Below are 25,758 nucleotides of genomic sequence, written 5' to 3' on the forward strand. Positions count from 1 at the left end.
CTTTCGGCCCGCACCGTTCGCCACGGCCCGCGAACCCGGATCCTGTGCAAACCCGCAGCCTGGCGGTGGCGCACGCCCCAAAAAAAAGGCTCCCCGCCCCGGACGATGTCCGATGAGCGGGGAGCCCTGGTGGTTCAGAGGGGATTAGCCCTTGAAACGCGGGAACGCGGAACGGCCGGCGTAGACCGCGGCCTCGCCGAGTTCTTCTTCGATGCGCAGGAGCTGGTTGTACTTGGCAACGCGCTCGCTGCGGGCCGGGGCGCCGGTCTTGATCTGGCCGGCATCCGTGGCGACCGCGAGGTCGGCGATGAAGGTGTCTTCGGTCTCACCGGAGCGGTGCGAGATGACGGTCGTGTAGCCGGCGCGCTGGGCGAGGGCGACGGCGTCCATCGTCTCGGTCAGGGTGCCGATCTGGTTGACCTTGATGAGGATGGAGTTCGCTGCCTTGATCTCGAGGCCCTTGGCCAGGCGGATCGGGTTGGTGACGAACAGGTCGTCTCCGACGATCTGAACCTTGTCGCCGAGCTGAGCGGTGAGGTGGACGTAGCCTTCCCAGTCCTCTTCCTCGAGCGGGTCTTCGATGGAGACGAGCGGGTACGCCTCGAGGAGTTCGGCGTAGTAAGCGACGATCTCGGTGGAGGTCAGTTCCTTGCCCTCGAAGTGGTAGACGCCGTCCTTGAAGAACTCGGTGGCTGCGCAGTCGAGCGCCAGGCCGATGTCGGTCCCGGGCGTGTAGCCGGCCAGCGTGATGGCTTCGACGATGAGGTCGAGCGCCGCACGGTTGCTGGGCAGGTTGGGGGCGAAGCCACCCTCGTCGCCGAGGCCGGTCGCGAGGCCCTTGCTCTTCAGCAGGCCCTTGAGGGCGTGGTAGACCTCAACGCCCCAGCGCAGGCCCTCGCTGAAGGTGGGGGCGCCGAGCGGGACAACCATGAATTCCTGGATGTCGACGTCGTTGTCGGCGTGCGAGCCACCGTTGATGATGTTCATCATGGGAACGGGCAGGGTGTGCGCGTTCGGGCCGCCGAGGTAGCGGAAGAGGGGCAGGTCGGCCGAGCTGGCGGCGGCCTTGGCGACGGCCAGGCTCACGCCGAGGATGGCGTTGGCGCCGACGCGCTCCTTGTTGACGGTGCCATCGGTCTCGTTGAGGACCATGTCGATGATGCGCTGGTCGGCGGCGTCGAGGTCCTCGACGGCCGGGCCGAGCTCGTCGGTGACGGAGCCGACGGCCTTGAGCACGCCCTTGCCCAGGTAACGCTTCTTGTCACCGTCGTGCAGCTCGTAGGCCTCGAAGGCGCCGGTCGAGGCGCCTGAGGGTACGGCGGCACGGCTCAGCGTGCCGTCCTCGAGCAGAACCTCGACCTCGACGGTCGGGTTGCCCCGAGAGTCGAGGATTTCGCGTGCAACAACTGCGTCAATAAGAGCCACAACTATCTCCTGTGTCTGTCTGTGTATCGATTTTTGGATTCTAAGTCCGTGTGGATTTTGAGGAAGACGCCGCTGTGTTCCAGTCCGTAGAACAGTCTAGTGACCGGTTCGCCGGCCCGCTCAGGACTGAAGTCCCGTTCACCGCCGGAACATCAACCGTTCAGCGGGTGCTCGGTTCAGCCGGCCAGCGGCTTGAAGACCAGGTCGTCGGGCTCGACGGAGTCATCGGTCACGAACGCGAACCGGCCGTAACCCGCGGCACCGGCCCGTTCGAGTAGAGCCTTGAGGTTCTTGGTGCGCTTGTCCAGCCGCACCCGGAGGCCCTCTGCCACGAGGGCGGTCTTGAGCGCGACGAGGGCGGCCGGGTCGGCATCCTTCTCGTGAACGAGCAGGACGGCGGACTCGGTGTCGTCGTCGGAGCCGGCGAGCAGGTCGACGATGCGTTCGAACCCGATCGAGAAGCCGCAGGCGGGCACATCGGTGCCGAGGAACCGGCCGATCATGCCGTCGTAACGGCCGCCGCCGCCCAGCGAGTAGCCCAGGTCGGGGTGCTTGATCTCGAAGATGGTTCCGGTGTAGTAGCCCATCCCGCGCACCAGGGTGGGGTCGAACTCGAGCGCAACTCCGGGCAGCGCGGCCCGCAGCGCGGAAAGGTCGGCGTACGCGGCGGCGTCCAGCCAGGCCGGCGCATCCTGCGGGTCGGGCCAGCCGGCGTCGCTGAACCCGGCGAGGGTGTCGGCCAGGCCGGTGGTGTCGATTCCGAGGCCGCCGAGCTCGGTGACGACGCCGTCCACACCGATCTTGTCGAGCTTGTCGAGGGTGATCAGGGCGCGTTCGGTGAGGTTGCCGGCCACGCCCCAGGTGCTGAGCATGGCGGTGAGGATGCGGCGATCGTTGATGCGGATCGAGCAGCCGGTCAGGCCCAGGTTGTCCAGGGCTGCGACGGTGGCGGTGATCAGTTCGATCTCGGCAAGCGGGCCGGCCTCGCCGATGATGTCGATGTCGCACTGCACGAACTGGCGGTAGCGGCCCTTCTGCGGGCGTTCGGCGCGCCAGACCGGGGCGATCTGGATGGAGCGGAACACCGTGGGAAGCTCGGCGCGGTGGCTGGCGTAGAACCGGGCCAGCGGCACCGTGAGGTCGAAGCGCAGGCCCAGGTCGGCCAGGGAGAGCAGGTCGTCGGCCTCGGCGGCCGTCACAAGGTCGGCCGGGCCGATTCCGCGCTTGAGGACGGCGAAGCCGAGCTTCTCGTTGTCGCCGCCGAGGCCGGAGTGAAGCCTGATGGTGTCCTCCATCACGGGCGTTTCGATCTCGTCGAAACCGTGCGCGGCGAAGCTGGAGCGGATGATGCCCAGAGCCCGTTCGCGGGTGGCCTTGTCGGCCGGGAGGAAGTCGCGCATGCCGCGGGGAGGGGTCACTGCTGTTGCCATGCCCCAATTCTGTCAGGTCGCCCGGCCCGACCCCGCCGCGGCGCTAGATCGCGCCGCCGGCGGCTCCGGGCGCGCCGGCGTCGCCGCCGGCGTCACCGACCTGCTCGCGGGCGATGAAGTTCTCGATGTCGAACAGGTTGTCCTTGGCGCGCTTGGCGATGGTCAACAGGGTCGACATGGAGGCGACCTCCTCGACCTGCTCCTTGAGGAACCAGAGCATGGCCTGCTCGCCGAGGGCGTCGCCGTCGGTGCGGGCGGCCTTGAAGAGCGCCTCGATCTGAGCGGTGACCTGCTGTTCCTGCGCGAGGGCCAGCGCGATCGGTTCGACGATGTCAGCGAAACCGTTGATCACGGCGGGGATCCCGGGGATCACGACCTCCAGGCCCCGGTCGAGCCGGTACTGCACGAGCATCATCGCGTGGTTGCGCTCTTCTACGGACTGCCGGTAGAAGTGCGCGGCCAGCTGGGGCAGGTCCTGGCTGTCGAACCAGGTGGCGATGGCGATGTACTGCTGGGACGCGGCGAACTCGTTGCCGATTTGCTGGGTGAGAAGCGCGTTGAAGGTCGTTTCGGTCATGCTGCGACGTTAGCGGGCCGCACCGCCTGGCGCTATGCGGTGGGGAACGCGATAACGCCGGCGTCGGCCGGGTCGCCGTCGGCCACGCCGAAGGACCCGTCGCCTATCTCCTGCTCCGCCGCGCGGATCTCGTCCTGCAGGTCGCGGAGCGCGGTGCGCAGCGCCCGCTCGGAGTCCAGCCCCTGGGCCTTGGCCGCGGACACGATGGCAAGCAGGATCGGGCCCAGCTCGGCCTCGCTGTCGATGGGCAGCAGGGCGGGCGCATCCGTCTCGAGCAGGCCGATCTTCTGGGCCCGGCCGAGCACCTTGTCGGCCAGCGCCAGCGCCGGCATGCCCTGCGGTATGCCGTCGAGCACGCTGGTGCGGTGCGGCTTCTCGGCGGCCTTCACGTCGTCCCAGCCGGCGATGACCTCGTCGGTGGTCTTCTGAGCGCCGCTCTCGGCGAAGACGTGCGGGTGCCGGCCGACCATCTTGCGAGTCATCCGGGCGGCCACCTCCTGGATGTCGAAGTCCTCCCCCGGTGTCTCGGCGGCGATGCTCGCGTGGAAGACCACCTGGTAGAGCACGTCACCGAGCTCTTCCAGCAGGTCGTCGCGGCTGCCGCTCTCGATCGCCTCGATCAGCTCGTGAGTCTCCTCGGTGAGGTACTGCACGAGCGACGCGTGGGTCTGCTCGGCGTCCCACGGGCAACCGCCCGGCGCACGCAGGCGGGCGACCGTGGCGACGAGCTCGTCGAAAGCGGATGGCGTGGGCTGGGCGTATTCGGTCACACTCCATCGTAGGCGGCGGGACTAAACTGAACGCTGGTGTGCCGGGAAGTCTGGTCGGCGGGCGAAGTGTTTCGCTCACGACGTACGACCGACCCGCTTTGACCGTGGGTGGACAGGATCTCCATGACTTTCATCCGTTCCGAACGCTACGCCGCCGGGTTCCTGCTTCTCGCCGGTGTGCTCGGCCTGATCATGGCCAACCTCGCCTTCGGTCCGGCGCTGATCGACGCAGCCAACGAACATCTTCACACCGGCCTGTTCGGGCTGGACCTGTCGGCCAAGCACTGGATCAGCGACGGACTGCTGTCGATCTTCTTCTTCCTCATCGCCATCGAGCTCAAACGCGAACTGGTGATCGGCGACCTGAACAGCTTCGGCAAGGCGGCGCTGCCCGCCCTCGCCGCGCTCGGCGGGGTCGCGGTTCCCGCCGGCATCTACCTGCTGCTCACCCAGGGCTCGGGGCTGGCCGCGGGCTGGCCGGTGCCCACGGCCACTGACATCGCGTTCGCGCTGGGGGTGCTGGCGGTGTTCGGCCGCGGGATCCCGACCCGGGTGCGGGTGTTCCTGCTGGCCCTGGCGGTGCTCGACGACCTCGTGGCGATCCTGATCATTGCGTTTTTCTTCACCCAGGACCCCGAGCTGCAGTACATCGGCTTCGCGGCGATCACGGCCACCCTCTTCGGGGTCACCAGCCGGCTGCTCAAGCCGCGTTCGCCGTGGGTGCTGGGCCGGAAGCCGGTCTGGCCGATCATCGTCCTGCTGATCGTCCTCGGCGTGGCCACCTGGTACTTCACCTATCTCTCCGGCGTGCACGCCACCATCGCCGGCGTGATCCTCGGCCTGGTGATGGCCCGGGTGCCCGGTGGCCGCACCCACCACGTGCTCGAGCCGTACTCCAACGCGGTGATCCTGCCGCTGTTCGCGTTCTCGGCGGCCCTCGTGGCCATCCCGCAGGTGAGCCTGGCCGAGCTCAGCCCGGCGTTCTGGGGCATTCTGGTGGCCTTGCCGGTGGGCAAGCTGATCGGCATCACCCTGGCCGGGAGCCTGGGTAGCCTGATCTCCCGGCGCCCCAACGGGTCCAGGTCCGGGCTCAAGTTCATCGACATCGTGATGGTCGCCTGCCTGGGCGGCATCGGCTTCACGGTGTCACTGCTGATGGGCGCGCTCGCCTTCGCCGGCAGCGTCGAGGTGGTCGACGAGGCCACCCTCGCCGTGCTGCTGGGCTCGGGCTTCGCGATCCTGGTCTCGGCCGTCGTGGTCAGTGCGCGGGCACGGCAGTATCGACGGGCCGCGGAAACACCGCGTCCAGCAGCGAGCCCGTCCACGCTATAAGGGCGGCGTCGGCCAGCGGCTCGCCGTTCAGGCGCGGCAGCGGCACGATCATCGACCCGGCCGCGGCCGAATACTTAGCACCCGGGTACATCCGCTGCACCCGAACCTGCATGGAGTCGGCCAGGTCGACCGGCGCCACCCGCAGGTTGGAGCCCATCGCGACGACCTCACCGAGGCCGGCCTGTTGCGCGTGCCTGCGCAGCCTGGACACGGCGATGAGGTTGGTGACGGCTTCGGGCGGTTCGCCGTAGCGGTCGGTGAGCTCCTCGAGCACGAGCCCGATCTGGTCGTCGGCGGCCGCGAGCCCGCTGGCGCCGGAGAGCTTCTGATACGCCTCCAGGCGCAGCCGCTCGCTGTCCACGTACTCCTCGGGGATGTGCGCGTCCACGGGCAGCTCCAGCCGCAGCTCCGTCTGGCCCTCGGCCACGTCACCGCGGAAGGTCGACACGGCCTCGCCGATCATGCGCAGGTAGAGGTCGAAGCCGACCCCGGCGATGTGACCGGCCTGCTCCCCGCCGAGCAGGTTGCCCGCACCGCGGATCTCGAGGTCCTTCAGCGCCACCTGCATGCCGGCGCCGAGTTCGTTGTTGGCCGCGATGGTTGCCAGCCTGTCGTGCGCGATCTCGGAGAGCGGCTTGTTCTCGTCGTAGAGGAAGTAGGCGTATGCACGCTCCCGGGCACGGCCGACCCGGCCGCGCAGCTGGTGCAGCTGGCTGAGTCCGTACTTGTCGGCCCTGTCGATGATGATGGTGTTCGCGTTGGCGATGTCCAGGCCGGTCTCGATGATGGTCGTGGAGACCAGGATGTCGAACTTGTTCTCCCAGAAGTCCACCACCACCTGTTCCAGCTGCGCCTCCGGCAGCTGCCCGTGCGCCACGGCGACGCGGGCTTCCGGCACCAGTTCGGCCAGCTGCGCGGCCACCCGGTTGATGCTGGAGACGCGGTTATGCACGAAGAAGATCTGGCCCTCGCGAAGCAGTTCGCGGCGGATGGCGGCGGCCACTTGGCGGTCGGAGTACGGCCCGACGAAGGTGAGGATCGGGTGCCGGTCCTCCGGCGGGGTGGCCAGGGTGGACATCTCCCGGATGCCCGTGACGGCCATCTCCAGGGTGCGCGGGATGGGCGTGGCGCTCATGGCGAGGATGTCGACGTTGGTCTTGAGCTTCTTGAGAGCGTCCTTGTGCTCGACACCGAAACGCTGTTCCTCGTCGATGATGACCAGGCCGAGGTCCTTGAAGATCGTGTTCTCCGACAACAGCCGGTGGGTGCCGATGACCATGTCGACGGTGCCGTCGAGCATGCCGGCCACGGTCTCGCGGGATTCCTTGTCGGTCTGGAACCGGCTGAGCGCCCGCAGGTGGATGGGGAACCCGGCGAAGCGCTCCTGGAAGGTCTCCATGTGCTGGCGCACGAGCAGGGTGGTCGGCACGAGCATGGCCACCTGCTTGCCGTCCTGGATGGCCTTGAACGCTGCGCGCACGGCGACCTCGGTCTTGCCGAAGCCCACGTCACCGGACAGCAACCGGTCCATCGGGATGGGCCGCTCCATGTCGGCCTTGACCTCCTCGATGGTGGTGAGCTGGTCGGGCGTCTCCGCGAACGGGAACGCCTCCTCGAGCTCACGCTGCCAGGGGGTGTCAGGGCCGAAGGCGTGACCCTTGCTGGCCATCCGTGCCGAGTAGAGCTTGACGAGTTCGACGGCGATGTCGCGCACCGCCCGCCGGGCCTTTGTCTTGGCGGCCGACCAGTCGCTGCCGCCCATCTTGGACAGCGCGGGTGCCTCGCCGCCGACGTAGCGAGAGACCAGGTCGAGCTGGTCGGTGGGCACGTAGAGCTTGTCGCCGCCGTGACCGCGCTTGGACGGCGCGTACTCGAGCACCAGGTATTCGCGGGTGGTCTTGACCGGGTTGCGGCCGCCGCTGGAGACCTCACGCTGGGTGAGTTCGAGGAACTTGCCGATGCCGTGGGTCTGGTGCACGACGTGGTCGCCGGTCTTGAGCTGCAACGGATCGACGACGTTCTTGCGCCGACTGGCGAGCTTCTTGATCTGGCGGGCGTCGTAACCGACGGTGCGGCCGTAGAACTCACTCTCGCTGACCAGGGTGAGCTTGGTCTCCGGGATCTCGAACCCGTGAGTGATAGAGGCCTTGATCAGGTAGGCGATGCCCGGTTCCGGGTTCGCCGGGAACTCCTCCACGATGCGGGCGGGCAGTTCGGCGCCGGAGAGGACGTCGGCGGCGCGGTCGACGAGGCCGGCGCCCTGCGCGACCACGGCGACGGTCCAACCGTCCTTGAGGCGCGTGGAGAGGTGCCCGACGGCGCCCTCGACGCTGCCGGCGAAGCTCGGCACGGCGTCGCCCTCGATGCGGATGGTGAGCAGTTCGTCGATCTCGCGGTGTTCGGGCAGCACCGGGATGTCGGTGGGCGCGGCCTGGAAGGAGCTCAACGTCCACCAGACCCGTTCGCTGGCCCCGGCGCCGGGGGCCGAGTACCGCACGGCGTCGCGCAGGGTGCCCAGGGTGAGGAAGTCACCGCTGGCGAGGTCGATGGGGGCCTCGGCGCCGGCGGTGGCGGCGTTCCAGGCGGCGGAGAGGAACTCCCGGTTGGTCTCGGCGAGGCTGATGGCGCGGGAGGCGACCCGTTCCGGCGAGATCACGGCGACGGCGGCCTGGCGGGGCAGGTAGTGCGTGACGGGCACCAGCCTGTCGACGAGGGCGGGCGCGAGGCTCTCCATGCCCTCGACGGGGATGCCCTCGGCCACCTTGGCGAGCAGACCCGCCAGGCTGGGGAACTCGTGTTGCATCTCCCGGGCGCGCTGGCGCACGGCGGGGCTGAGCAGCAGTTCGCGGCTGGGCGGCAGGGTCACCGACTCGATGGGTTCGGGCATCGAGCGCTGGTCGGCGACCGCGAAGGCGCGGATCTGCTCTACCTCGTCACCGAAGAACTCGATGCGGTACGGGTGCGCGGCCATCGGCGGGAACACGTCGAGGATGCCGCCGCGCACGGCGAACTCGCCGCGCCGGGTGACCATGTCCACTCGGGCGTACGCCACGTTGACGAGGTCGACGGCGATGGCGGCGAGGTCGTGGCCGCGGCCGCCGGCGGTGAGCTCGAGCGGGTCGTAGTCGGTGAGGTTGTCGGCCACAGGCTGCAGGGCGGCGCGCACCGAGGCCACCACGATGAGGGGACGCCGGGTGGCGGCGTCCGTGGCCTCCCAGTCGCGCATCCGCCTCAGGGCGTAGAGGCGGCGGCCCACGATCTCGGCGCTGGGGCTGAGCCTCTCGTGCGGCAGGGTCTCCCAGGCGGGGAACTCGACGATCTCGGCGTCGTCGGAGAAGCAGCCCAGGTTCTCCCGCAGCGCCTCGGACTCACGGCCGGTGGCGGTGATGATCAACAGCGCCCGGCCCTTGTCCAACCTGTCGCGCTGCTCGAGCAGCGCGGCCAGCAGCGGGGCGCGGAGGCCCTCGGTGAGCGAGAAGTCGGCGTCACGGGCCGCAAAGGCGAGGGCGGCATCGAACGTGGAGGCACGCGAAAGCGCCGGAATCAAGCCCTGAAGAATCACCGCACAAGTCTACGGGTAGTTTTCTACGCGGGTGGGGCGTGGAACTTCTGCTGGGCGGCGGTGACACCCTCTGCGGCGATCATCTCGATCGCATCCGCAGCGTCCTCGAGCATGATCCCCAGGGTGGTGCGTTCGGTGCTGGAGAAGTCGTGCAGCACGAAGTCGGCGGCGTTCTGCCGGCCGGGCGGGCGGCCGATGCCCATCCGGATGCGGGTGAACTCGTTGCTGCCGGTGGCCGCGATGATGTCGCGCAGCCCGTTGTGACCGCCGTGGCCGCCGCCCACCTTGATCTTGAGGGTGTCGAAGGGCAGGTCCAGCTCGTCGTGCACGACGATGAGGCGGGAGACGTCCAGGGAGTAGAACCGGAGCAAGGCCGCGACGGGTCCGCCGGAAAGATTCATGAAGCTGTTCGGCTTGGCCAGGATCAGCTTGGGACCGCCGGGGAAACTGCGCCCCTCGGCGACGGCGGAATTCGCCTTGTGGTTCTTGAAATTCGCGCGCATCCGGTCGGCGAGCACGGCCGTGACCATGTGGCCGACGTTGTGGCGGTTACCGGCGTAGCCGGGCCCGGGGTTACCGAGCCCGACTACGAGCCAGAGATTCTCGTCCAGGGGGTTCCTTTACAAAAAGTTTCTGTCCGGCGTTGGAGGGGGAAGACTACTCGGCGGCAGCTTCCTCGGCGGGAGCTTCTTCGCCCTCGACGGTCTCCTCTTCCTCTTCTTCCTCGGCCGGCAGGTGCACGCCGACGACGACCATCTCGGGGTCGGAGATGAGCGACGCGCCGTCGGGCAGGGTGATCTCGCTGGCGTGGATGAGGGTGCCGTCTTCGAGGCCCTCGACGTCGACGCTCACGCTCTGCGGGATGTTGGTGGCTTCGACCTCGAGCAGCAGGGTCTTGGCGTCGAGGTCGGCCGTGGTGCCGGGGGCGGTCTCACCGATGACGTGCACGGCGACCTCAACCTGGACCTTCTCACCCTTGCGGATGACGATGAGGTCGAGGTGCTCGATGATCTGGCGAACCGGGTCCTTCTGCACGTCCTTGACCAGGGTCAGGTGGGTGGTTCCTTCGACGTCGAGCTCGAGCACGGCGTTCGCGCGACGCAGCAGCAGGCCGATCTCGTGAGCCGGCAGGGCCACGTGCACGGGCTCGGTGCCGTGGCCGTAGATGACGGCGGGGATCTTGCCCAGCACGCGCAGCTTGCGGGCCGCGCCCTTGCCGAAGCTGTTGCGTGCGTCTGCGGAAATCTTGTTGTTGCTGTTCTTGGCCTCGGCCATGATGTGTCTCCTTGCGGGCCTCGTGTGCCCGTATTGGTGTTGCGGGCACGGGGCCCGCAGTACGGATGCTGGTTCAACTCGAACGCATGTCAGCGTGAGGAAAGGCCTGAGAGGACTTTTCGCCGCGTCGATTACGGATTTCGCAGGCACCGGTTTCCCGGCTGGCGCGAATCCCTCGCCGAAGTTCAACTCAACAGTCTAGGCGATAAAGTGACGACCATGCCGCCCAGCTTGCACACCCGAGTGACCGAAGACGTCGGACGGTCCATCGTCGATGGGACGGTTCCAGCGGGAACCGTCCTGCTCTCCGACGAGATCGAGCGCCGGCAGGGGGTGAGCCGGTCGGTCATCCGGGAGGCCATCCGGGTGCTGGGGTCGATGGGCCTCGTCGAGTCCGTCAAACGGGTCGGCATCAGGGTTCTGCCACCGTCCAGCTGGAACGCCTACGACCCGACCATCATCCGTTGGCGCCTGCTCGGCCCCGGCAAGGGCGAACAGCTGCGCTCACTCACCGAATTGCGCTCCGCGGTCGAACCGATGGCTGCGGAACTGGCCGCTCGGCACGCGGCGGCCTCGGTCGCGGCCGAGCTGATGGACGTGGCCGACCTGATGCGGGCCGCGGGTGACTCGGGTGACCTGTCCTCGTTCCTGGAGCTCGACATCCGGTTTCACCGGCTGGTGCTGCGGGGCTCGGGCAATGAGATGTTCGCCAAACTCGACGGAGCCGTCGCCGCGGTCCTGTCCGGCCGCACCGACCTGGGCCTGCAGCCAGACCGCCCGCACGAGAACACCCTGCAGTTGCATGCCGAGGTCGCCGAGGCGATTTCGGGCGCGCAACCGCAGAAGGCTCGGGAGGCGATGGAGCGGATCATGCGCCGCACCTACGCCGAGGTGCAGCCCACCTGGGCCGCCGATCCGACCTCCGCGCTATAAATATGATTACATGGGCTATGTAAGCCACTAATCTTGAACATGATCACAACTCACAGATCTAAGGGAGAACACGTGTCAGAAACCGGTTCAGCAAATATCGGCGTTGTCGGACTGGCGGTGATGGGCTCCAACCTCGCCCGTAACCTCGCCAGCCGCGAAGGCAACACCGTGGCCGTGTACAACCGTTCGCCCGAACGCACCCGGCTGCTCACGGATGAGCACCCCGAGGCCGGTTTTGTCGCCTCCGAGACCATCGAGGCATTCGTCGCCTCGCTCAAGACCCCCCGCACCGCGATCATCATGGTGCAGGCCGGTAAGGGCACCGACGCCGTCATCAGCCAGCTGACCGAGCTGTTCGAGCCCGGCGACATCATCGTCGACGGCGGCAACGCCCTGTTCACCGACACCCTCCGCCGCGAGAAGGCCGTGCGCGAGACCGGTATCAACTTCGTCGGCGCCGGCATCTCCGGTGGTGAGGAAGGCGCCCTCAAGGGTCCCAGCATCATGCCCGGCGGCTCCGCTGAGGCGTACGTCACCCTCGGCCCGATCCTCGAGTCCATCGCCGCTGTCGTCGACGGTGAGCCCTGCGTCACCCACGTCGGCACCGACGGCGCCGGCCACTTCGTCAAGATGATCCACAACGGCATCGAGTACGCCGACATGCAGCTCATCGGCGAGGCGTACGACCTCATCCGTCGCGGAACCGGCAAGACCCCGGCCGAGATCTCCGAGATCTTCACCGAGTGGAACAAGGGCGACCTCGAGAGCTACCTCATCGAGATCACCGCGGAGGTCCTCAAGCAGGTCGACGCGGAGACCGGCAAGCCGCTCGTCGACGTCATCCTCGACCAGGCCGGCAGCAAGGGCACCGGCGTGTGGACCGTGCAGACCGCGCTCGACCTGGGCATCCCCGTGTCCGGTATCGCCGAGGCCGTATTCGCCCGCTCCGTCTCCTCCAAGCCCGCGCAGCGTGCCGCTGCCGCAGCTCTCCCCGGTCCGAGCATCAACCCCGTCGAAGACGTGGATGGCTTCATCGAGGGTGTCCGTCAGGCGCTCTACGCGTCCAAGGTCATCGCCTACTCGCAGGGCTTCGACGCCATCGTCGCCGGTGCAGAGCAGTACAACTGGGACATCAAGAAGGGCGACATCGCGAAGATCTGGCGCGGTGGCTGCATCATCCGCGCCCGCTTCCTCAACCGCATCACCGAGGCGTACACCGAGAACCCGGGACTCGTCTCGCTCGTGACCGCCCCGTTCTTCACCGATGTCGTTGCCACGGCCCAGGACTCCTGGCGCAACGTTGTCGCCGACGCCGCCCACGCCGGCATCCCCGCGCCGGTTTTCGCGTCGTCGCTGGCGTACTACGACAGCCTGCGTGCTGACCGCCTTCCCGCTGCCCTCACCCAGGGCCAGCGCGACTTCTTCGGGGCGCACACCTACAAGCGCGTCGACAAGGAAGGCACCTTCCACACCCTGTGGTCCGGCGACCGTACCGAGATCGTCACCGAGGGCTCCTCGCACTAGAGGCTCCTCCCCCGGAGTTCCTCGCTCCCGCAGCACCCGCCCGGCAACTGTTGCCCGTGCGGACATTTGCGCCCGGCACGCCGGGTCCAGTTGTCCGTACGGGCAACAGTTGTTTGGTCGTTGGGCTGCCTGGCGAGCGGCACTCATCGGGTCCCGGACAACCCGGCAGCGACCAGAAGGCGACTCAGCGAACCCCGGTCGGCGAGCTCGCCAGGGCCCCACCGCACCACCCGGAATCCGTCGGCGCGCAGGTGGTCCTCGCGCACCTTCTCGGCGTAGACGACATCACCCGGTGCGCGCCCACGTAGGTACTCGTCCTTGAGGTACTTGCCCCGTCCGTCGAACTCCCCGATCAGCCGAAAACGCGGCCACTCGAAGTCGGTGTAGTACCACCCGCCTCGCGGATTCGGGTGCCGGCACTGCAACTCGGGATCGGGGAAGCCCAGCGAGAAAATCGCGACGCGGCTTATCGACTCCCCCGGATTGTCAGCGTTTGGACGCGCGAAGGCTATGGCCCGCTGCGCTTTGGTACTGCCACGCAATGACCCACACCGGGCGAGCATTTCGGACAGGTCGTCCGAATAGACGAGCACCTCCGGGGTGGCCCGCCGAGGATTGATGCCGTGGTCGAGTGCGACAACGGCATCTTCGAAGCTTGCCGTTCTGGCCAAGTCGAGCAGGGTGCGAGCCGGGCTGGTCACGAGCACGCCGTCGAGTTCGACGACCTCGGCCCAGTCGAACGCGGTGCGATGCACGAATACGCCGTTCTTGCTGCGCACCCGTGCCGCCGGCACCGCCAGGACATGCACGGCTTCTGGCCAAGCGCCACCCAGCGGGATACCCCACAGCGCCGCGGCGGACTGGTGGCTGACGACGGGGTCGTGCCGCCTGGTCGCCACAACGGCACGGATGTGGTCGACGTATCGGTCCCGTGACGCCAAGCCGCCCCAGCGGTCCATCGTCGTGAAGACCCCGCGGCGCAAGCGGGTGCCCTGCCCCCGATCGACAGATCGTCGAAACTGCCGGGCATCCGTGTCGGTCACACCGATGTTCTTGACAAGGAACAGGCCCGTTCGTGGGTCCAGCCGGTCATCAGTCATGTGGCGAGACTCTCAACCACCGTGTCAGCGATACCCGGCACCCACCCACCTGTGCACTCCTGACCCGGTGCCCCGACTGGGGAGGGACGGTGCCGCCAACTCGCTTCTGTTACCCCTGCGGACATGTGCACCCCGCGTGCCGGGGCCATATGTCCGCACCGGGACCATTTGGGGCGGGGCGGGTCAGGGGCGGGGGCGGCGGGCGGAGCGGGACAGGCGCAGGGCGCGGCCGACGAGGCCCAGCGCCAGCCAGCCGAACGCGGCGACGACCCCCGGCCAGGGCAGGGTCAGGGCCAGGAGCAGGCAGCCGGCCACGCCCAGGTACTGCACCCAGCGCGGCAGCCAGCGCTGCTCGCCCGGCTGCCGCAGCGCGGCCAGATGCGCGATTGCGTAGTAGACCAGCACCGCGGAGGCCGAGAAGCCCACCAGCCGGGCGGCATCCAGCAGCAGCACGCCAAGCACCGCGACCAGGCCCATGGCCACCTCCGCCGACACCGGGGAGTTCAGGGTCGGCGACACGCGGCTGAGTGCGCCCGGCAGGTCGCCTTCCCTCGCCATCGCCAGCCCGGTGCGGCTGAGTCCGGCCAGGATGCCCGCCAACGAGCCCAGGCAGGCGATGGCCGCCAGCACCCGGACGATGACGGTCCACGGCTCCGCACCGCCGACGAGGTCGGCCAGCGGCGAGACTGAGTCCGCCAGGCCCGCCGGTCCGAGCACGAGCACGCAGAGCACTCCGATCACCGCGTAGACCACCAGGGTGACGCCGAGGGCGGCCACGATCGCGCGGGGCAGGGTGCGGCGGGGGTCCCGCACCTCCTCCCCCAGCGTGGCCATGCGGGCGTAGCCGGCGAACGCGAAGAAAAGCAGGCCGGCCGACTGCAGGATGCCCGCCCCGCCGCCGGCCAGCAGCGACCCGGTGTCGAACGAGGCCGTGAGCGACCCGCCGGCAAGCCCGGCAGCCACCACGACCACCAGCACGAGCAGCCCGCCGAGCACCAGGAACACCACCGCGGCGCTGAGCCTGGCGGTGCTGCGCACACCCGCCAGGTTGACGGCTCCGAGCACCAGGATCGCCAACACGGCCACCGGCCGGGCCTGCTCCGGCCACAGGTAGCCGCCCAGGATCGAGGCGATGGCCGCGGCCGAAGCGGTCTTGCCGGCCAGGAACAACCAGCCGGCGGAGAACCCCCACCACGGGCCGAGGGTCGCCCGCCCGAACACATAGACTCCCCCGGACACCGGATGGCTCATCGACAGCTGCGCCGAGCTCAGGGCATTGAGCGAGGCGACCAGCCCCGCCAGAACCAGCCCGATCAGCAGACCGGAGCCGGCCGCGGCGGCCGCGGGCACCCACACGTAGAACACCCCGGCGCCGATCATCGCGGCCAGGCCCAGCACCATCGCCCCGACGGTACCGAGGTGCCGCTGGAGGGCACCCTGGCCCTCCCGCCGATCCGTAGCGTGCATGCGGCAAGGATACGGCCGCAAGGTGAACCGCAGGCATCCGCGATCGGGCGCCCTCAAGCCGGCGCGATCTGATTTACTGGAGGGCACTCATGAGCGATTTTCACCCCGAACTCTCCGGTTACGAACCGACGGACTCCTCCCGGCCCCTCCGCGGCCGGCGGATGGTGCTGCTCATGCGCATCACCGTGATCCTCGGCCTCGTGGCCCTGCTCGTGCCCGGCGTGCTCACCACCATGAGCATCGCCTCGGCCACCGCCGCCAGGGCCTGCGCCGCGGCCGTGACGCGCTACTACCCGCTCTCCGAGGGCATCGACGCCAGGTTCGAGCTGGTCGGGGCGGGCGGCTTCGGCTGGCAGTGTTACGCAATCGACCAGAACGAACGCCAGACCTTCGTCATACCGCTGGGCATCATCCCGGGCCCGTTCCGCCCGCCGGCCGCCGGCGTCACGACCTAGTCCGACGAAAGGCGCCCGATGGGACCCACCTTCACCTTCACGACGGCACTGTGGAACGCCGAGAGCATGAACGCGTGGGTGTTCGTCTCGCTGCCCGCCGACCAGTCCGACGAGATTCGGGAGCTCACCGACGGACTGCGGGTCGGCTTCGGCTCACAGCGAGTGCGGGTGGCTATCAACGGCTCCAGGTGGGCCACCTCGATCTTCCCCGAGAGCGCCACGGGCCGGTTCGTTCTGCCGGTGAAGAAGGCCATCCGCGAGGCCGAGAAGATCGGCGTGGGCGACACAGCGACGGTCACCGTCGAACTCGTGCTCTGAAACGCGAAAAGGCCGGCCCCGAAACGGGACCGGCCAACCGCGAAAGTGCTGAGTGCGAGCCTTACGCGGCGCCCTCGAACATCGATGTGACGGATCCCTCGTCGAAGACCTCGTGGATGGCGCGCGCCAGCAGGGGCGCGATCGGCAGCACGGTCAGCGTCGGGAAACGCTTGTCCTCGGGGATCGGCAGGGTGTCGGTGACGACGACTTCCTGGATGGCGTCGTTCTGCAGCAGCTCGAGCGCGGGCGGGCTGAAGACGGCGTGCGTGGCGGCGACGACGACACCGATGGCGCCGGCGGCCATGAGCGCCTCCGCGGCCTGCACGATGGTGCGGCCGGTGTCGATCAGGTCGTCGACGATCAGGCAGACCCGACCCTTGACCTCTCCGACGATCTCGTGAACGGTGATCTGGTTGGGCACCAGGGGGTCGCGGCGCTTGTGGATGATGGCCAGCGGGGCGCCGAGCTTGTCGCTCCAGATGTCGGCGACGCGCACACGGCCCATGTCCGGCGACACGATCGTGAGGGTGGACGGGTCCAGCTTGGCCCGGAAGTGCTCGAGCAGCACCGGCATGGCGAAGAGGTGGTCGACGGGGCCGTCGAAGAAGCCCTGGATCTGGGCGGCGTGCAGGTCGACCGACATGATGCGGTCGGCGCCGGCCACCTTGAACAGGTCGGCGACGAGGCGGGCTGAGATCGGCTCGCGGCCGCGACCCTTCTTGTCCTGACGGGCGTACGGGTAGAACGGCGCGACCACGGTGATCCGCTTGGCCGACGCACGCTTGAGCGCATCCACCATGATCAGCTGTTCCATCAACCACTCGTTGATGGGGTTGGTGTGCGACTGGATGACGAACGCGTCGGCACCGCGCACACTCTCGTCGAACCTGGCGTAGATCTCGCCGTTGGCGAAGGTACGCGCGTCGGTGGGGATCAGCTCCGAACCAAGTTCTGCGGCGATGTCGATCGCGAGTTGTGGGTGTGCTCGCCCCGAGATGAGCACCAATTTCTTCTCGCCGCTGCTCTTGATTCCAGGCACCTAGTCTCCGCTCTGTGACGCGGCTGTCGCCGCATCTGTTCCCGGCCGGTTGGTCTCTACCCAACCGACCATATTGCGTTGCGGAGCCACGTTGATCGCGAGCGCCCCGGCCTGCACGTCCTTACGGACCACAGTTCCGGCGCCCGTGTAGGCTCCGTCACCGATTCTAATCGGCGCGACGAACACGTTGTGCGACCCGGTGCGCACATGGGACCCGATCACCGACGGGTTCTTGGTCACGCCGTCGTAGTTCGCAAAGATCGTGCCGGCACCGATGTTGGAGTGCACCCCGACCGTGGCGTCGCCCACGTAGCTGAGGTGCGGCACCTTGCTGCCCTCGCCGATGACGGCGTTCTTGGTCTCCACGAAGGTGCCGATCTTGCCGTCGGCGCCGAGCCAGGTGCCCGGCCGCAGGTAGGCGAACGGGCCGACGGTGGCGCCGGCGCCGATCACCGCGAGAGTGCCGTCGGTGCGCTTGACCGTGGCCCCTTCGCCGATCTCGCAGTCGAGCAGGGTGGTGTCCGGGCCGACGATCGCTCCGGTGGCCACCGTGGTGGAACCGAGGATCTGGGTGCCCGGCAGCAGGGTCACGTCGTTCGCGAGCGTGGCCTTGAGGTCAATCCAGGTGGTGGCCGGGTCCTGCACGGTCACACCGGCCAGCTGCCATCCCCGCACGATGACGGCGTTGAGCTTGGCGGCGGTGTCGCTGAGCTGGGCCCTGTCGTTGATGCCTGCAACGAGCCAGGCATCCGCCACCGGCACGGCGCGCACCTCTGACCCGGCGGCGCGCAGCAGACCGATCACGTCGGTGAGGTACTTCTCGCCCTGCACGTTGTCGGTGGTGAGTCTGGCCAGCTGGTCGCGCAGTTCGGACAGGCCGAAGATGTACACGCCGGCGTTGATCTCGTCGACGGCGCGTTCGTCGTCGTTGGCGTCCTTGTGTTCCACGATCCGGTCGAAGCCGCCGTCGTCGCTGCGGATGATGCGGCCGTAGCCGGTGACGTCGGTCGGGAACGCCGACAGCACGGTGGCGGACACCTCCGCGCGTTCGCGGTGCGCCTCGATGAAGTTCGCCAGGGTCGCGGCGTTCAGCAGCGGCACGTCACCGCTGATCACGAGCACGTCACCGTCGAAGTCGGCGGGCAGCGCTGCGACGGCCTGCTCCACGGCGCGACCGGTTCCGGGGATCTCGTCCTGGTCGACGAGCAGGCTCTCCGGTAGGTCGAGGGCGACGAGCTCGGCCAGGCGCTCACGCTCGTGCCGGAGCACCGTGATCACGTGCGCGGCATCGAGGGCACGGGCCGTGGCCAGCACATGGCTGATGATCGGCAGTCCGGCGAGCGGATGCATGAGCTTGGGCAGGCTGGACTTCATGCGGGTGCCCTGGCCGGCGGCCAGCACGATGATAGCGAGGCGGGAATCGGTCACTGTGGTCCTCTCAACTGTGCTCTCACACATGAGCTCCGCCGCCAGGACTCGAACCTAGACCTAACAGCTCCAAAGGCTGTCGTGCTGCCATTACACCACGGCGGATTGCATCGGCTCGGGGCCGGGCAACGGAGTCAAGTCTGCCAGATGCGCGGACGCCCCGCGTCATCCGCGGTTTCCGGGGTCGATGAAAACCGGATAATGGACGGATGCCTGCTCATGACGAAGTCGACCGGATCGTTGATGCCTGGTTGCGGGAGCGCCCCGACCTGGATTTCGCGCCCCTTCAGGTGTTCTCCCGCGTCGCCCGGCTGAGCAAGCATCTGGACCGTGCCCGCCGCACCGCGTTCTCGCGGTCGGAGCTGGACTCCTGGGAATTCGACGTGCTGTCGGCGCTCCGCCGGGCCGGCGCCCCGTTCGAGCTGAGCCCGAAGCTGCTGCTGCAGCAGACCCTGGTGTCCAGCGGAACCATGACCAACCGTATCGACAGGCTGGTCGAACGGGGCCTGGTCACCCGCCGCACCGACCCCAACGATGGCCGCGGCATCTTTGTAAGCATGACCGCCGGCGGATTGACCCGGGTGGATGCCGCGATCACCCGTCTGGTAGACGCCGAGGCCGCCCTTCTGGCCAGCCTGCCCTCAGCCGACCAGGAGCGCCTCGCCGCCCTCCTGCGCAAGCTCAGCCTCGACTTCGACTGAGCCCACGCCGGCTATCCGAACCGGCCGTTGACGTAGTCCGCCGTGCGGCTGTCGATCGGGTCGCCGAACATCAGGTCGGTCGGCCCGTGCTCGACGATCCCGCCGGGGGTGCCCTGGGCGGCGAGGAAGAACGCACAGTTCTGGGAGACCCGCTGGGCCTGCTGCATGTTGTGGGTGACGATGACGATCGTGACCTCGTGGGCCAGCTCGAGCATGGTCTCCTCGATCACCCGGGTCGACGTGGGGTCCAGGGCCGAGCACGGTTCGTCCATCAGCAGGATCCGAGGCGTCACCGCGAGGGACCTGGCAATACACAGGCGCTGCTGCTGCCCGCCGGACAGCCCGCCGCCGGGGGCACGCAACCGGTCCCGAACCTCGGTCCACAGCCCGGCCTTGGTCAGGCAGCTCTCGACCAGATAGTCCTTCTCGTCGTTCGAGGCACGGACGCCGGTGAGGGTGAGCCCGGCAATGACGTTGTCGTAGATCGACATGGCCGGGAACGGGTTGGGCTTCTGGAAAACCATGCCGATGTGCTTGCGGGCGTCGACGAGTTTGCGTTCCGGATCGTAAATGTCCTCTCCGTCGAGCAGTACCTCGCCGGCCAGGCTGGCTGACGGCACGAGCTCGTGCATCCGGTTCAGGATGCGCAGGAATGTCGACTTTCCGCAGCCGGATGGGCCGATCAGGGAGGTGATGACGCCCGCCGGCATGGTCAGGTTCACCCTGTCGAGCACCTGCCGCTCGCCGAACCAGGCCGACACGTTGCGCCCCTCCAGGGTGGCCAGCGGTCGCGGCTCCACCGCGATGGGCAGCCCGACGGTCGGGGTTCGTGTGCCCATGCGGGCCGGAAAGGCGAAACCGCGGGACCGCCGCGCCCGACGGTCTGGCTGAGCCCGGTCGGCCGGGTGAGCGGGGCGAGGGGCCGTCGTCACGGCCGGCAGCACCTGCGTCAGCTCGGCATCCTGGGTGGACTGGGTCATGAGGACTCGTTTCGTTCGCTAGAGCAGGTTGGGGAGGAGTCGAACGGCCTGGTCGGCGACGAAAAGCCCACCGACTGCCACGACCGGGATAAAAACCGTCCAGGCCTTCTGCAGGCCGACGCGGCGGAAGGACCAGATCATCGCCAGTTCAATCAGGAGGAAGAATTGGAGAGCGAAGGCCAGCGCCCACACCGTCGTGGTGTCGGTTGCCAGTTCCTTGTGCGATGCCGGCAGGGTGACATAGCTGGTCTGGCGGATGCCCGCCGGCTGTGTCTCGCTCGTCAGAACGGCATCCACCCTGGCCACGCCGCCCGGCACGAAGGCCGCCCCTCGCGCGGTCTCGAGGATCAGACGGCTCTCCCCCGCGGCCAGCGGGGTCGGTGCCGGATCTCCGGCGTAGCGCACCCCGATCACTTCGAAGGTCTGCTCGCCCTGGCCGGTGAGCACGGTGAACACCTGGCCGGGCGCCAGTTCCTGGATTCGCGCGAACGGCCCGCCGTACGCGGCGGCCCGGCCCATGACCACGCTGATGCCGGCCTGGCCGGGCAGCACAGTGTCGCGGCGGTGCCCGGGACCCAGGCGGGTGGTCCCGGAATCGGAGCCCTCGACAATAACCTCGTGCAAGCCGAGCGAGGGGATGTCGATGATCGCGAGCGGGGCGCCGTCGGCCAGGAGCACCTTGTCAACGGTTCCCTCGCTCACCGGCGCCGTTCCCTGGGCCAGTTCCACCCGCAGCGTGTCGGTGAGCTGCTGCTGGGAGACGAGGTGCTGCAGGTTTCCCAACACCGTGAGGTTGGCGAGGAAGCCGAAGATCAACGCGGCGACGATCGCCAGGATGGTGCGCAGCAGCAGGTCGGCCGGGGTGAGGACAAGCACGGTCGGCGGTGCCGGCATGCGGCGCGGCGGTTTCGGCGGCTGGCGCGGGCGCCATCCCCTGGGCGGCTGTGATCCGACGGGCGTTGGAGCGTCAGGCTGTTCGTATGACGGCTCAGAAGCCCGGCCTGGCTTCCAGCCGCGCGGCGGCCTGGTCAGGGTCACGATGCGGTTTCCGCGACGCTGACGGGAAAGAGCCTCTTGGTGAGGAGCGCATAGCGAGCGGCAACGGACAGGCCGACGACCAGAGCGGCTACCAGCAGTACGAAGTACGGCGGAACCAGAAGCAGTGCGTCCCGGGTGACCGGAGTCAGCGCGGTGCCGTCGACACTGTCCGGCGGGGTCAGGGTCACGTGGCTGTTGAAGACGCTCCACTGGCTCACATCGGTGAAGGTCGTGGTGACGGTGCGGGTTTCACCACCGGGCAGGTCGGTGAGCGAGGCGTCATCCGCGGCACGGATTTCTAGGCCGACGGCGTTGTCCACCCAGAACCGGAGGGACGAGCTGATCGGATTGTCGGTGAGGTTTTTCACCGTGAACGTGAGCACGATGTCCCCGCCGTCGGGACCCGCGGTCGGGTGTGCGGTCGCGGTGAGCCCGCTCACGGCGAGGACGCCGGCCAGCACGACGGGATCCGCTCCGAGGGCTGCCGTGGCCGCAGCGCCCACCGTGGTCACCTGGGTTGTTGCCGGGATGACCGGTGTGGTGGAAGCGCTGCTCGCCCGGTTGGTCGCTGCCGGGCTGGGCGATGCCGTGGAGCCGAGGACGCTGACAGTGAGGCCCACTCCGTCCGGATCTTCGTTCGCCGAGGCGCTCCCGGAGAGCCCCATCAAGCCGAGCGCGGGAACCAGTGCGCAGAACACGACGATCAGGAGGCGCCGCGTGGGGCGGGAGGTGAGCACAGTCAAGTTAGTCTGTTCCGGTTTTCTCTGGGCCAAAGCACAGGCAAACGACAGGCGAACGCGCCGGAAAGAACTGGCGTTGCCCGCGCGGATGACCGACCTCGGGAGGACTTTATCGGGATGAATGGATGGGGAGTGGTATCCAGTGGGGCGGAGCGTCCGCGCTCAGGCGGTCGCTTCGTCGCGGGCTTGGCGCCGGGCTTCCGCCTCGGTGTAAGCGATCCAGGCCGTGGCTCGCGCCGAGTCCCTGGACCGGCCGAGCCGCACAACAAGCAGGGTGAAGCCGATGAGGACAAGAAGGATCACGAATGCCCAGGGCACCACGAACATGTCACTGCTGCGCTCCGCGGTGGGCAGGACCCCCGCCTCCAGGGCATCCGGGTCGACCGTGGCGGCGAGGGAGACCTGCGGGTTGAGGTACACCCAAGGCCCCACCCCGGGTACAACGAGCGTCACGGTGCGGGAGCTGCCGGGAAGCATCTCGGGGATCTTGATCTTCGTCAGGCCGGAGAGGGGGATGCCGAAGATGCCGCGCACCTGGGCGACGGTATTGGCGCCCAAGGACACGTTGCCGGTGTTCTGCAGGCTGATGGTGAGGGAGGTTTCGCCGGCGAATGGATTGAGCTCGCCACGGTAGGACGAGACGATGCTGCTGATGGTGAGGCCGGGTTGCAGCTCTCCCTTCACCCGCGCGTAAAGCCGGATGGCCACCCGGCGGTCCACCGATACCTGGCCGGCCGGCGAGAGCGCGGAGACGATGATGCCGCCCGCGTGGTCGCCGGGAACGGCGTCGGCGGGAACGGTGACGGTGAAAGGGATGATTTGGGAGGCACCGGGCGCCAGGTCAACCTGTACGGTGTCAACCCCGCCGTCGAATGCCACCCAGTTGCCGGCGTCGACGGGTTCCGCGTCGCCTTCCAGCAGCGAATAGCTGCCGTCTTCTGCGTTGAAGGCATCGGTGGCGTATACGGTGACGGACTGCGCCGTCGTCCCGGAGTTGCGCACCAGGTATTCGTCCGAGATCTGCTGGCCGGGCTCCACCTGGTAGCTGAACCGGGACCGGGACTGGTCAACACTGCCGTTGGCTGCGGGCGCGGCGGCGATACCGTCCGAATCATCCGCCCAGGCGCCAGCGGCACCCAGGCCCAGGGTCATGCCCAGGGTGACGAGCACACCTGTAATAGCGAGGGCGGAGCGGCGGGAGGTGGTGCGACGGATGATCACGATCGGCGATCTCATTTCTCAGGTGGTGAGGGGCGGGTAGTACCGAGACGCGGCGGGAATCACGCAAGGGTGGGTCGGGGCGGGAGGGAAGGGACGACGCTGAACGCCGCCCCTTCCCCGGTTTGGGCGACTGCTACTTCGAGACGACCGTGAGGGTCAGCGTCGAGTTGTAGGTGCCGGCAGCCTTCGCCTGCGGGGCGACGAAGGTCAGGTCGGCGTTCAGTACGCTCAGGCCCGTGGTGTTGGCCGCGGCACCCGAGGCGAACGCCGCCGGGTAGGTGGCGGAACCGGCAACCTGGGGTGCGGCAGCGGTGACGCCCGTCGCCACGGTTCCGGCCGCCGTGACGGACGGTGCGATGCCCAGCTGGGACTTGCCGATGGTGCTGGTCGGGTCGGCGCTGTTGGTGAAGTCAACAACGTTCGCCGTCAGGTCCCAGCCTTCCTTGGTGAGGAAACGACCGTCGTTCACCGTGACGGCACCCAGGGTGCCGGTGGTGGTGGAGACGTTGTTCACCAGCGTCGGAGTGGCGAAGGTCGCCGCGGCGCCCGTCGGAACCTCGAGGCTGAGTACACCGTTTTCCGGGGCGAGGATGGTCGGGGCCAGCGCGATGTTCTGAACCGTCTCGGATTCCTCGGCCGGGACCTCGGGCACACCCGCGGCCTCGATGGGACTGAAGACGTAGTCGCCGGTACCGGCGGTCACGGTGACCGTGCGGTAGAAGGCGCCAACGACGGTCACACCGTTGTTGATCGTGCAGGCCACCCCGAGGCTGTAGGTTCCGCCTGCAGCCTTGATGCCGGACTGGCCGGGCAGGCCCAGGATCAACTGAATCGGGTTCAGGGTGGCAGCGACGATCTCGACGGTGCCGGGGTTGAATCCGTTGACCCTGAATGCCTGCCAGGCGGCGGCGGTGCGCTCATCGCCGGGAGCAGACATGAACGTCCAGCCCTCGGTGGACTCTGCCGGGCAATACGTCGGGTTCGTGTAGCCGAGCTCGTCTGAGGCGCCGTAGGCGTCTGTCTCCCAGCCGAAGACCGTGGAGCCGTCGGTCACGAACTCACCGTTGGTGTCGTAGATGTACAGCCCGCCATCGGAGCCGTTCTTCTGCGGTTGGACTGCGGCGGACGCGCTCGTGGCACCGGCCATCAGGGCCAGGGACACCACGCCTACGGCAGCGATGCGTAATTTACTGTTGAGTTTCACTTCATATCCTTTTCGAGTTGAAGGTACGGGTGGGCTAGGCGGTCTTGGCGACGCGGTACGCGACGACGCCGGACGTGGGCGCAAGGAAGCCGAACTTCTTCTTGACCGCGCCGGCCTTCGTGATCAGCGTCTGCGAGTTCGTCAGGCTGTTACCCTGCGCGGCGTCAAGGAGCTTGGCGAGGTTGACGTCGTACTTGGCGGAGGCCGAGTTGACGCGGGCGTATTCGACCACGAGGTAGGTGTCGCGGCCCCAGGTGGTGTCCGAGTAATAGGTGGCGTTGGGAACCATCGCGGTTCCGGTGCCGGTGACCGGGGAGGTGCCGGCGACCATCGAGCCGAGGGTGCCGGTACCACGCTTGTCGTAGCTGGCACCGGTGTTCATTGCGATCCAGCGGGACACGGCCATGGGCATGACCGAGTTGGTCGTGAGGGTCGTGGCGTCGTGCTCCTGGCCCTCAACGACGCAGCCGCCTTCAGCGACCGTGCGCATTGCGGTCTCAGAGGAGCCGATCTTTCCGAGCCAGTCCTTGCGGGTGCCCGAACCGTTCTGGGGAATAATCGGGGTGACCGTGACCCCATTCACGGTGGTGACCGAGCACTCGTAGAGGCTCTTCATCTCCGAGCCGGAGAGTGAGGAGATGTCCGTCGCCGTGCCGTTGTAGGCGTAGGCGATGGCGTCACGGCCGAACGGAACGTACATGAGTTCGCCGTTGGCGTTGGCGGTGCCTGCGCTGGACGAACGCGCGATGTCGACCTGGCCTGTGATGACGACGTTGACCGGGCTGCCTGCGGTACCGGAAGTGTACGCTGCGCCGTCGATGGAACGGCTGAGCGCCTTGACGCCGTCGCCCGAGCCGTTGGGACGGCCAAAGCGCACGCCGCTGGACTTGGTGGTGATGTAGGGGGATCCGGTCGCGTCGAACGACCCGATGGAAGCACCGTTGACCGTGGAACGGATGGCGGAGCTCGTGATGCTCGTGCCGTTGGCGAGGGCGCTGACGACATCTTCGAGGGTGTCAGAGCCCACGATGGAGTAGCTGTTCGAGACGGGATCGGCGTGAGCCGGAGCAGCGAGGGCAATGCCAGAGAGGGTGACGCCGACAGTCGCGCAGAACGCAATAGCCTTCTTCGAAATCACTGTGATGCCTTTCGGGTGTGGTGCAAGGAACGGAATCCGGACGGACCCGCTTGTCCCGACGTGCTCTCCCGTGGTCAATGCCTTGGGCGGAACCGTCAAGC

Annotated in this window: 23 protein-coding genes and 1 tRNA gene; 6 read left to right on the top strand and 18 right to left on the bottom strand. The window is 68.0% G+C overall.

Annotation, left to right across the window (positions count from 1 at the left end):
* Positions 1-144: 144 nt before the first annotated feature.
* The 4 genes from eno to E3O57_RS06450 all read right to left on the bottom strand — a co-directional run bounded on the left by eno (position 145) and on the right by E3O57_RS06450 (position 4,202).
* Positions 145-1,425, bottom strand: a complete 1,281-nt coding sequence (gene eno / locus E3O57_RS06435; protein WP_088456721.1) for a phosphopyruvate hydratase — start codon at positions 1,423-1,425, stop codon at positions 145-147.
* 176 nt (positions 1,426-1,601) lie between these two features.
* Positions 1,602-2,855: a histidine--tRNA ligase gene (gene hisS, locus E3O57_RS06440; RefSeq protein WP_103461583.1), complete on the bottom strand. Its 1,254-nt coding sequence runs from the start codon at positions 2,853-2,855 to the stop codon at positions 1,602-1,604.
* Between the two features lie 43 nt (positions 2,856-2,898).
* Complete coding sequence (locus tag E3O57_RS06445; protein WP_103461584.1) at positions 2,899-3,432, bottom strand: ferritin; 534 nt, start codon at positions 3,430-3,432, stop codon at positions 2,899-2,901.
* A gap of 32 nt (positions 3,433-3,464) precedes the next feature.
* On the bottom strand, positions 3,465-4,202 hold the full coding sequence (locus tag E3O57_RS06450; RefSeq protein ID WP_088456724.1) for a MazG family protein: 738 nt from the start codon (positions 4,200-4,202) through the stop codon (positions 3,465-3,467).
* Between the two features lie 123 nt (positions 4,203-4,325).
* Here E3O57_RS06450 and E3O57_RS06455 point away from each other — a divergent pair, with 123 nt between their 5' ends.
* Positions 4,326-5,534: a Na+/H+ antiporter NhaA gene (locus E3O57_RS06455; protein ID WP_088456725.1), complete on the top strand. Its 1,209-nt coding sequence runs from the start codon at positions 4,326-4,328 to the stop codon at positions 5,532-5,534.
* On the opposite strand, the gene mfd is transcribed toward E3O57_RS06455, so the two are convergent.
* The 3 genes from mfd to E3O57_RS06470 are packed head-to-tail and all read right to left on the bottom strand — an operon-like array spanning position 5,461 to position 10,371.
* Positions 5,461-9,096 (bottom strand): transcription-repair coupling factor, encoded by a 3,636-nt coding sequence (gene mfd, locus E3O57_RS06460; protein ID WP_103461586.1) that lies wholly within the window; start codon positions 9,094-9,096, stop codon positions 5,461-5,463. The genes E3O57_RS06455 and mfd overlap by 74 nt on opposite strands.
* 23 nt (positions 9,097-9,119) lie before the next feature.
* Positions 9,120-9,707, bottom strand: a complete 588-nt coding sequence (gene pth / locus E3O57_RS06465; RefSeq protein ID WP_088456727.1) for an aminoacyl-tRNA hydrolase — start codon at positions 9,705-9,707, stop codon at positions 9,120-9,122.
* A 46-nt stretch (positions 9,708-9,753) separates the two neighbouring features.
* Positions 9,754-10,371, bottom strand: a complete 618-nt coding sequence (locus E3O57_RS06470) for a 50S ribosomal protein L25/general stress protein Ctc (protein ID WP_103429773.1) — start codon at positions 10,369-10,371, stop codon at positions 9,754-9,756.
* Positions 10,372-10,590: 219 nt separating this feature from the next.
* Here E3O57_RS06470 and E3O57_RS06475 point away from each other — a divergent pair, with 219 nt between their 5' ends.
* Positions 10,591-11,304, top strand: a complete 714-nt coding sequence (locus E3O57_RS06475; protein WP_103479458.1) for a FadR/GntR family transcriptional regulator — start codon at positions 10,591-10,593, stop codon at positions 11,302-11,304.
* Positions 11,305-11,424: 120 nt separating this feature from the next.
* Positions 11,425-12,828, top strand: coding sequence for an NADP-dependent phosphogluconate dehydrogenase (gene gndA, locus E3O57_RS06480; RefSeq protein WP_370289884.1), 1,404 nt, complete (start codon positions 11,425-11,427; stop codon positions 12,826-12,828).
* Positions 12,829-12,971: 143 nt separating this feature from the next.
* On the opposite strand, the gene E3O57_RS06485 is transcribed toward gndA, so the two are convergent.
* Positions 12,972-13,928 (bottom strand): hypothetical protein, encoded by a 957-nt coding sequence (locus E3O57_RS06485; RefSeq protein ID WP_103461589.1) that lies wholly within the window; start codon positions 13,926-13,928, stop codon positions 12,972-12,974.
* 183 nt (positions 13,929-14,111) lie between these two features.
* On the bottom strand, positions 14,112-15,395 hold the full coding sequence (locus E3O57_RS06490; protein ID WP_103479411.1) for an APC family permease: 1,284 nt from the start codon (positions 15,393-15,395) through the stop codon (positions 14,112-14,114).
* Between the two features lie 89 nt (positions 15,396-15,484).
* On the opposite strand from E3O57_RS06490, the gene E3O57_RS06495 reads away from it, so the two are divergent.
* Complete coding sequence (locus E3O57_RS06495; protein WP_103479412.1) at positions 15,485-15,850, top strand: hypothetical protein; 366 nt, start codon at positions 15,485-15,487, stop codon at positions 15,848-15,850.
* Between the two features lie 18 nt (positions 15,851-15,868).
* Positions 15,869-16,168: a DUF1905 domain-containing protein gene (locus E3O57_RS06500; RefSeq protein WP_103461592.1), complete on the top strand. Its 300-nt coding sequence runs from the start codon at positions 15,869-15,871 to the stop codon at positions 16,166-16,168.
* Positions 16,169-16,229: 61 nt separating this feature from the next.
* Here E3O57_RS06500 and E3O57_RS18875 read toward each other — a convergent pair whose 3' ends face one another.
* From E3O57_RS18875 to E3O57_RS06510, 3 genes are all read right to left on the bottom strand, one after another.
* Positions 16,230-17,207, bottom strand: coding sequence for a ribose-phosphate diphosphokinase (locus tag E3O57_RS18875; protein ID WP_134479672.1), 978 nt, complete (start codon positions 17,205-17,207; stop codon positions 16,230-16,232).
* The gene (gene glmU, locus E3O57_RS18880) at positions 17,208-18,665 is read right to left on the bottom strand and encodes a bifunctional UDP-N-acetylglucosamine diphosphorylase/glucosamine-1-phosphate N-acetyltransferase GlmU (RefSeq protein ID WP_198416806.1); all 1,458 of its coding nucleotides are present in this window, start codon (positions 18,663-18,665) and stop codon (positions 17,208-17,210) included.
* Positions 18,666-18,668: 3 nt separating this feature from the next.
* Positions 18,669-18,740, bottom strand: a tRNA-Gln gene (locus E3O57_RS06510).
* A 104-nt stretch (positions 18,741-18,844) separates the two neighbouring features.
* Between E3O57_RS06510 and E3O57_RS06515 the strand changes: the two genes are divergently transcribed.
* Positions 18,845-19,336 (top strand): MarR family winged helix-turn-helix transcriptional regulator, encoded by a 492-nt coding sequence (locus E3O57_RS06515; protein WP_103461593.1) that lies wholly within the window; start codon positions 18,845-18,847, stop codon positions 19,334-19,336.
* Between the two features lie 11 nt (positions 19,337-19,347).
* Here E3O57_RS06515 and E3O57_RS06520 read toward each other — a convergent pair whose 3' ends face one another.
* From E3O57_RS06520 to E3O57_RS06545, 6 genes are all read right to left on the bottom strand, one after another.
* Positions 19,348-20,316 (bottom strand): phosphate ABC transporter ATP-binding protein, encoded by a 969-nt coding sequence (locus tag E3O57_RS06520; protein WP_241980308.1) that lies wholly within the window; start codon positions 20,314-20,316, stop codon positions 19,348-19,350.
* Positions 20,317-20,334: 18 nt separating this feature from the next.
* The gene (locus tag E3O57_RS06525; RefSeq protein WP_103479413.1) at positions 20,335-21,210 is read right to left on the bottom strand and encodes a sortase; all 876 of its coding nucleotides are present in this window, start codon (positions 21,208-21,210) and stop codon (positions 20,335-20,337) included.
* A gap of 140 nt (positions 21,211-21,350) precedes the next feature.
* Positions 21,351-22,097 (bottom strand): hypothetical protein, encoded by a 747-nt coding sequence (locus E3O57_RS06530; protein WP_133160343.1) that lies wholly within the window; start codon positions 22,095-22,097, stop codon positions 21,351-21,353.
* A gap of 159 nt (positions 22,098-22,256) precedes the next feature.
* Complete coding sequence (locus tag E3O57_RS06535; RefSeq protein ID WP_103479414.1) at positions 22,257-23,330, bottom strand: WxL protein peptidoglycan domain-containing protein; 1,074 nt, start codon at positions 23,328-23,330, stop codon at positions 22,257-22,259.
* Positions 23,331-23,448: 118 nt separating this feature from the next.
* Positions 23,449-24,519, bottom strand: coding sequence for a hypothetical protein (locus E3O57_RS06540; RefSeq protein WP_103479415.1), 1,071 nt, complete (start codon positions 24,517-24,519; stop codon positions 23,449-23,451).
* A gap of 34 nt (positions 24,520-24,553) precedes the next feature.
* Positions 24,554-25,657, bottom strand: a complete 1,104-nt coding sequence (locus tag E3O57_RS06545) for a substrate-binding domain-containing protein (protein WP_103479416.1) — start codon at positions 25,655-25,657, stop codon at positions 24,554-24,556.
* Between the last annotated feature and the right edge of the window lie 101 nt (positions 25,658-25,758).

The organism is Cryobacterium sp. TMN-39-2, from assembly GCF_004402745.1.
Classification (GTDB): domain Bacteria; phylum Actinomycetota; class Actinomycetes; order Actinomycetales; family Microbacteriaceae; genus Cryobacterium; species Cryobacterium zongtaii.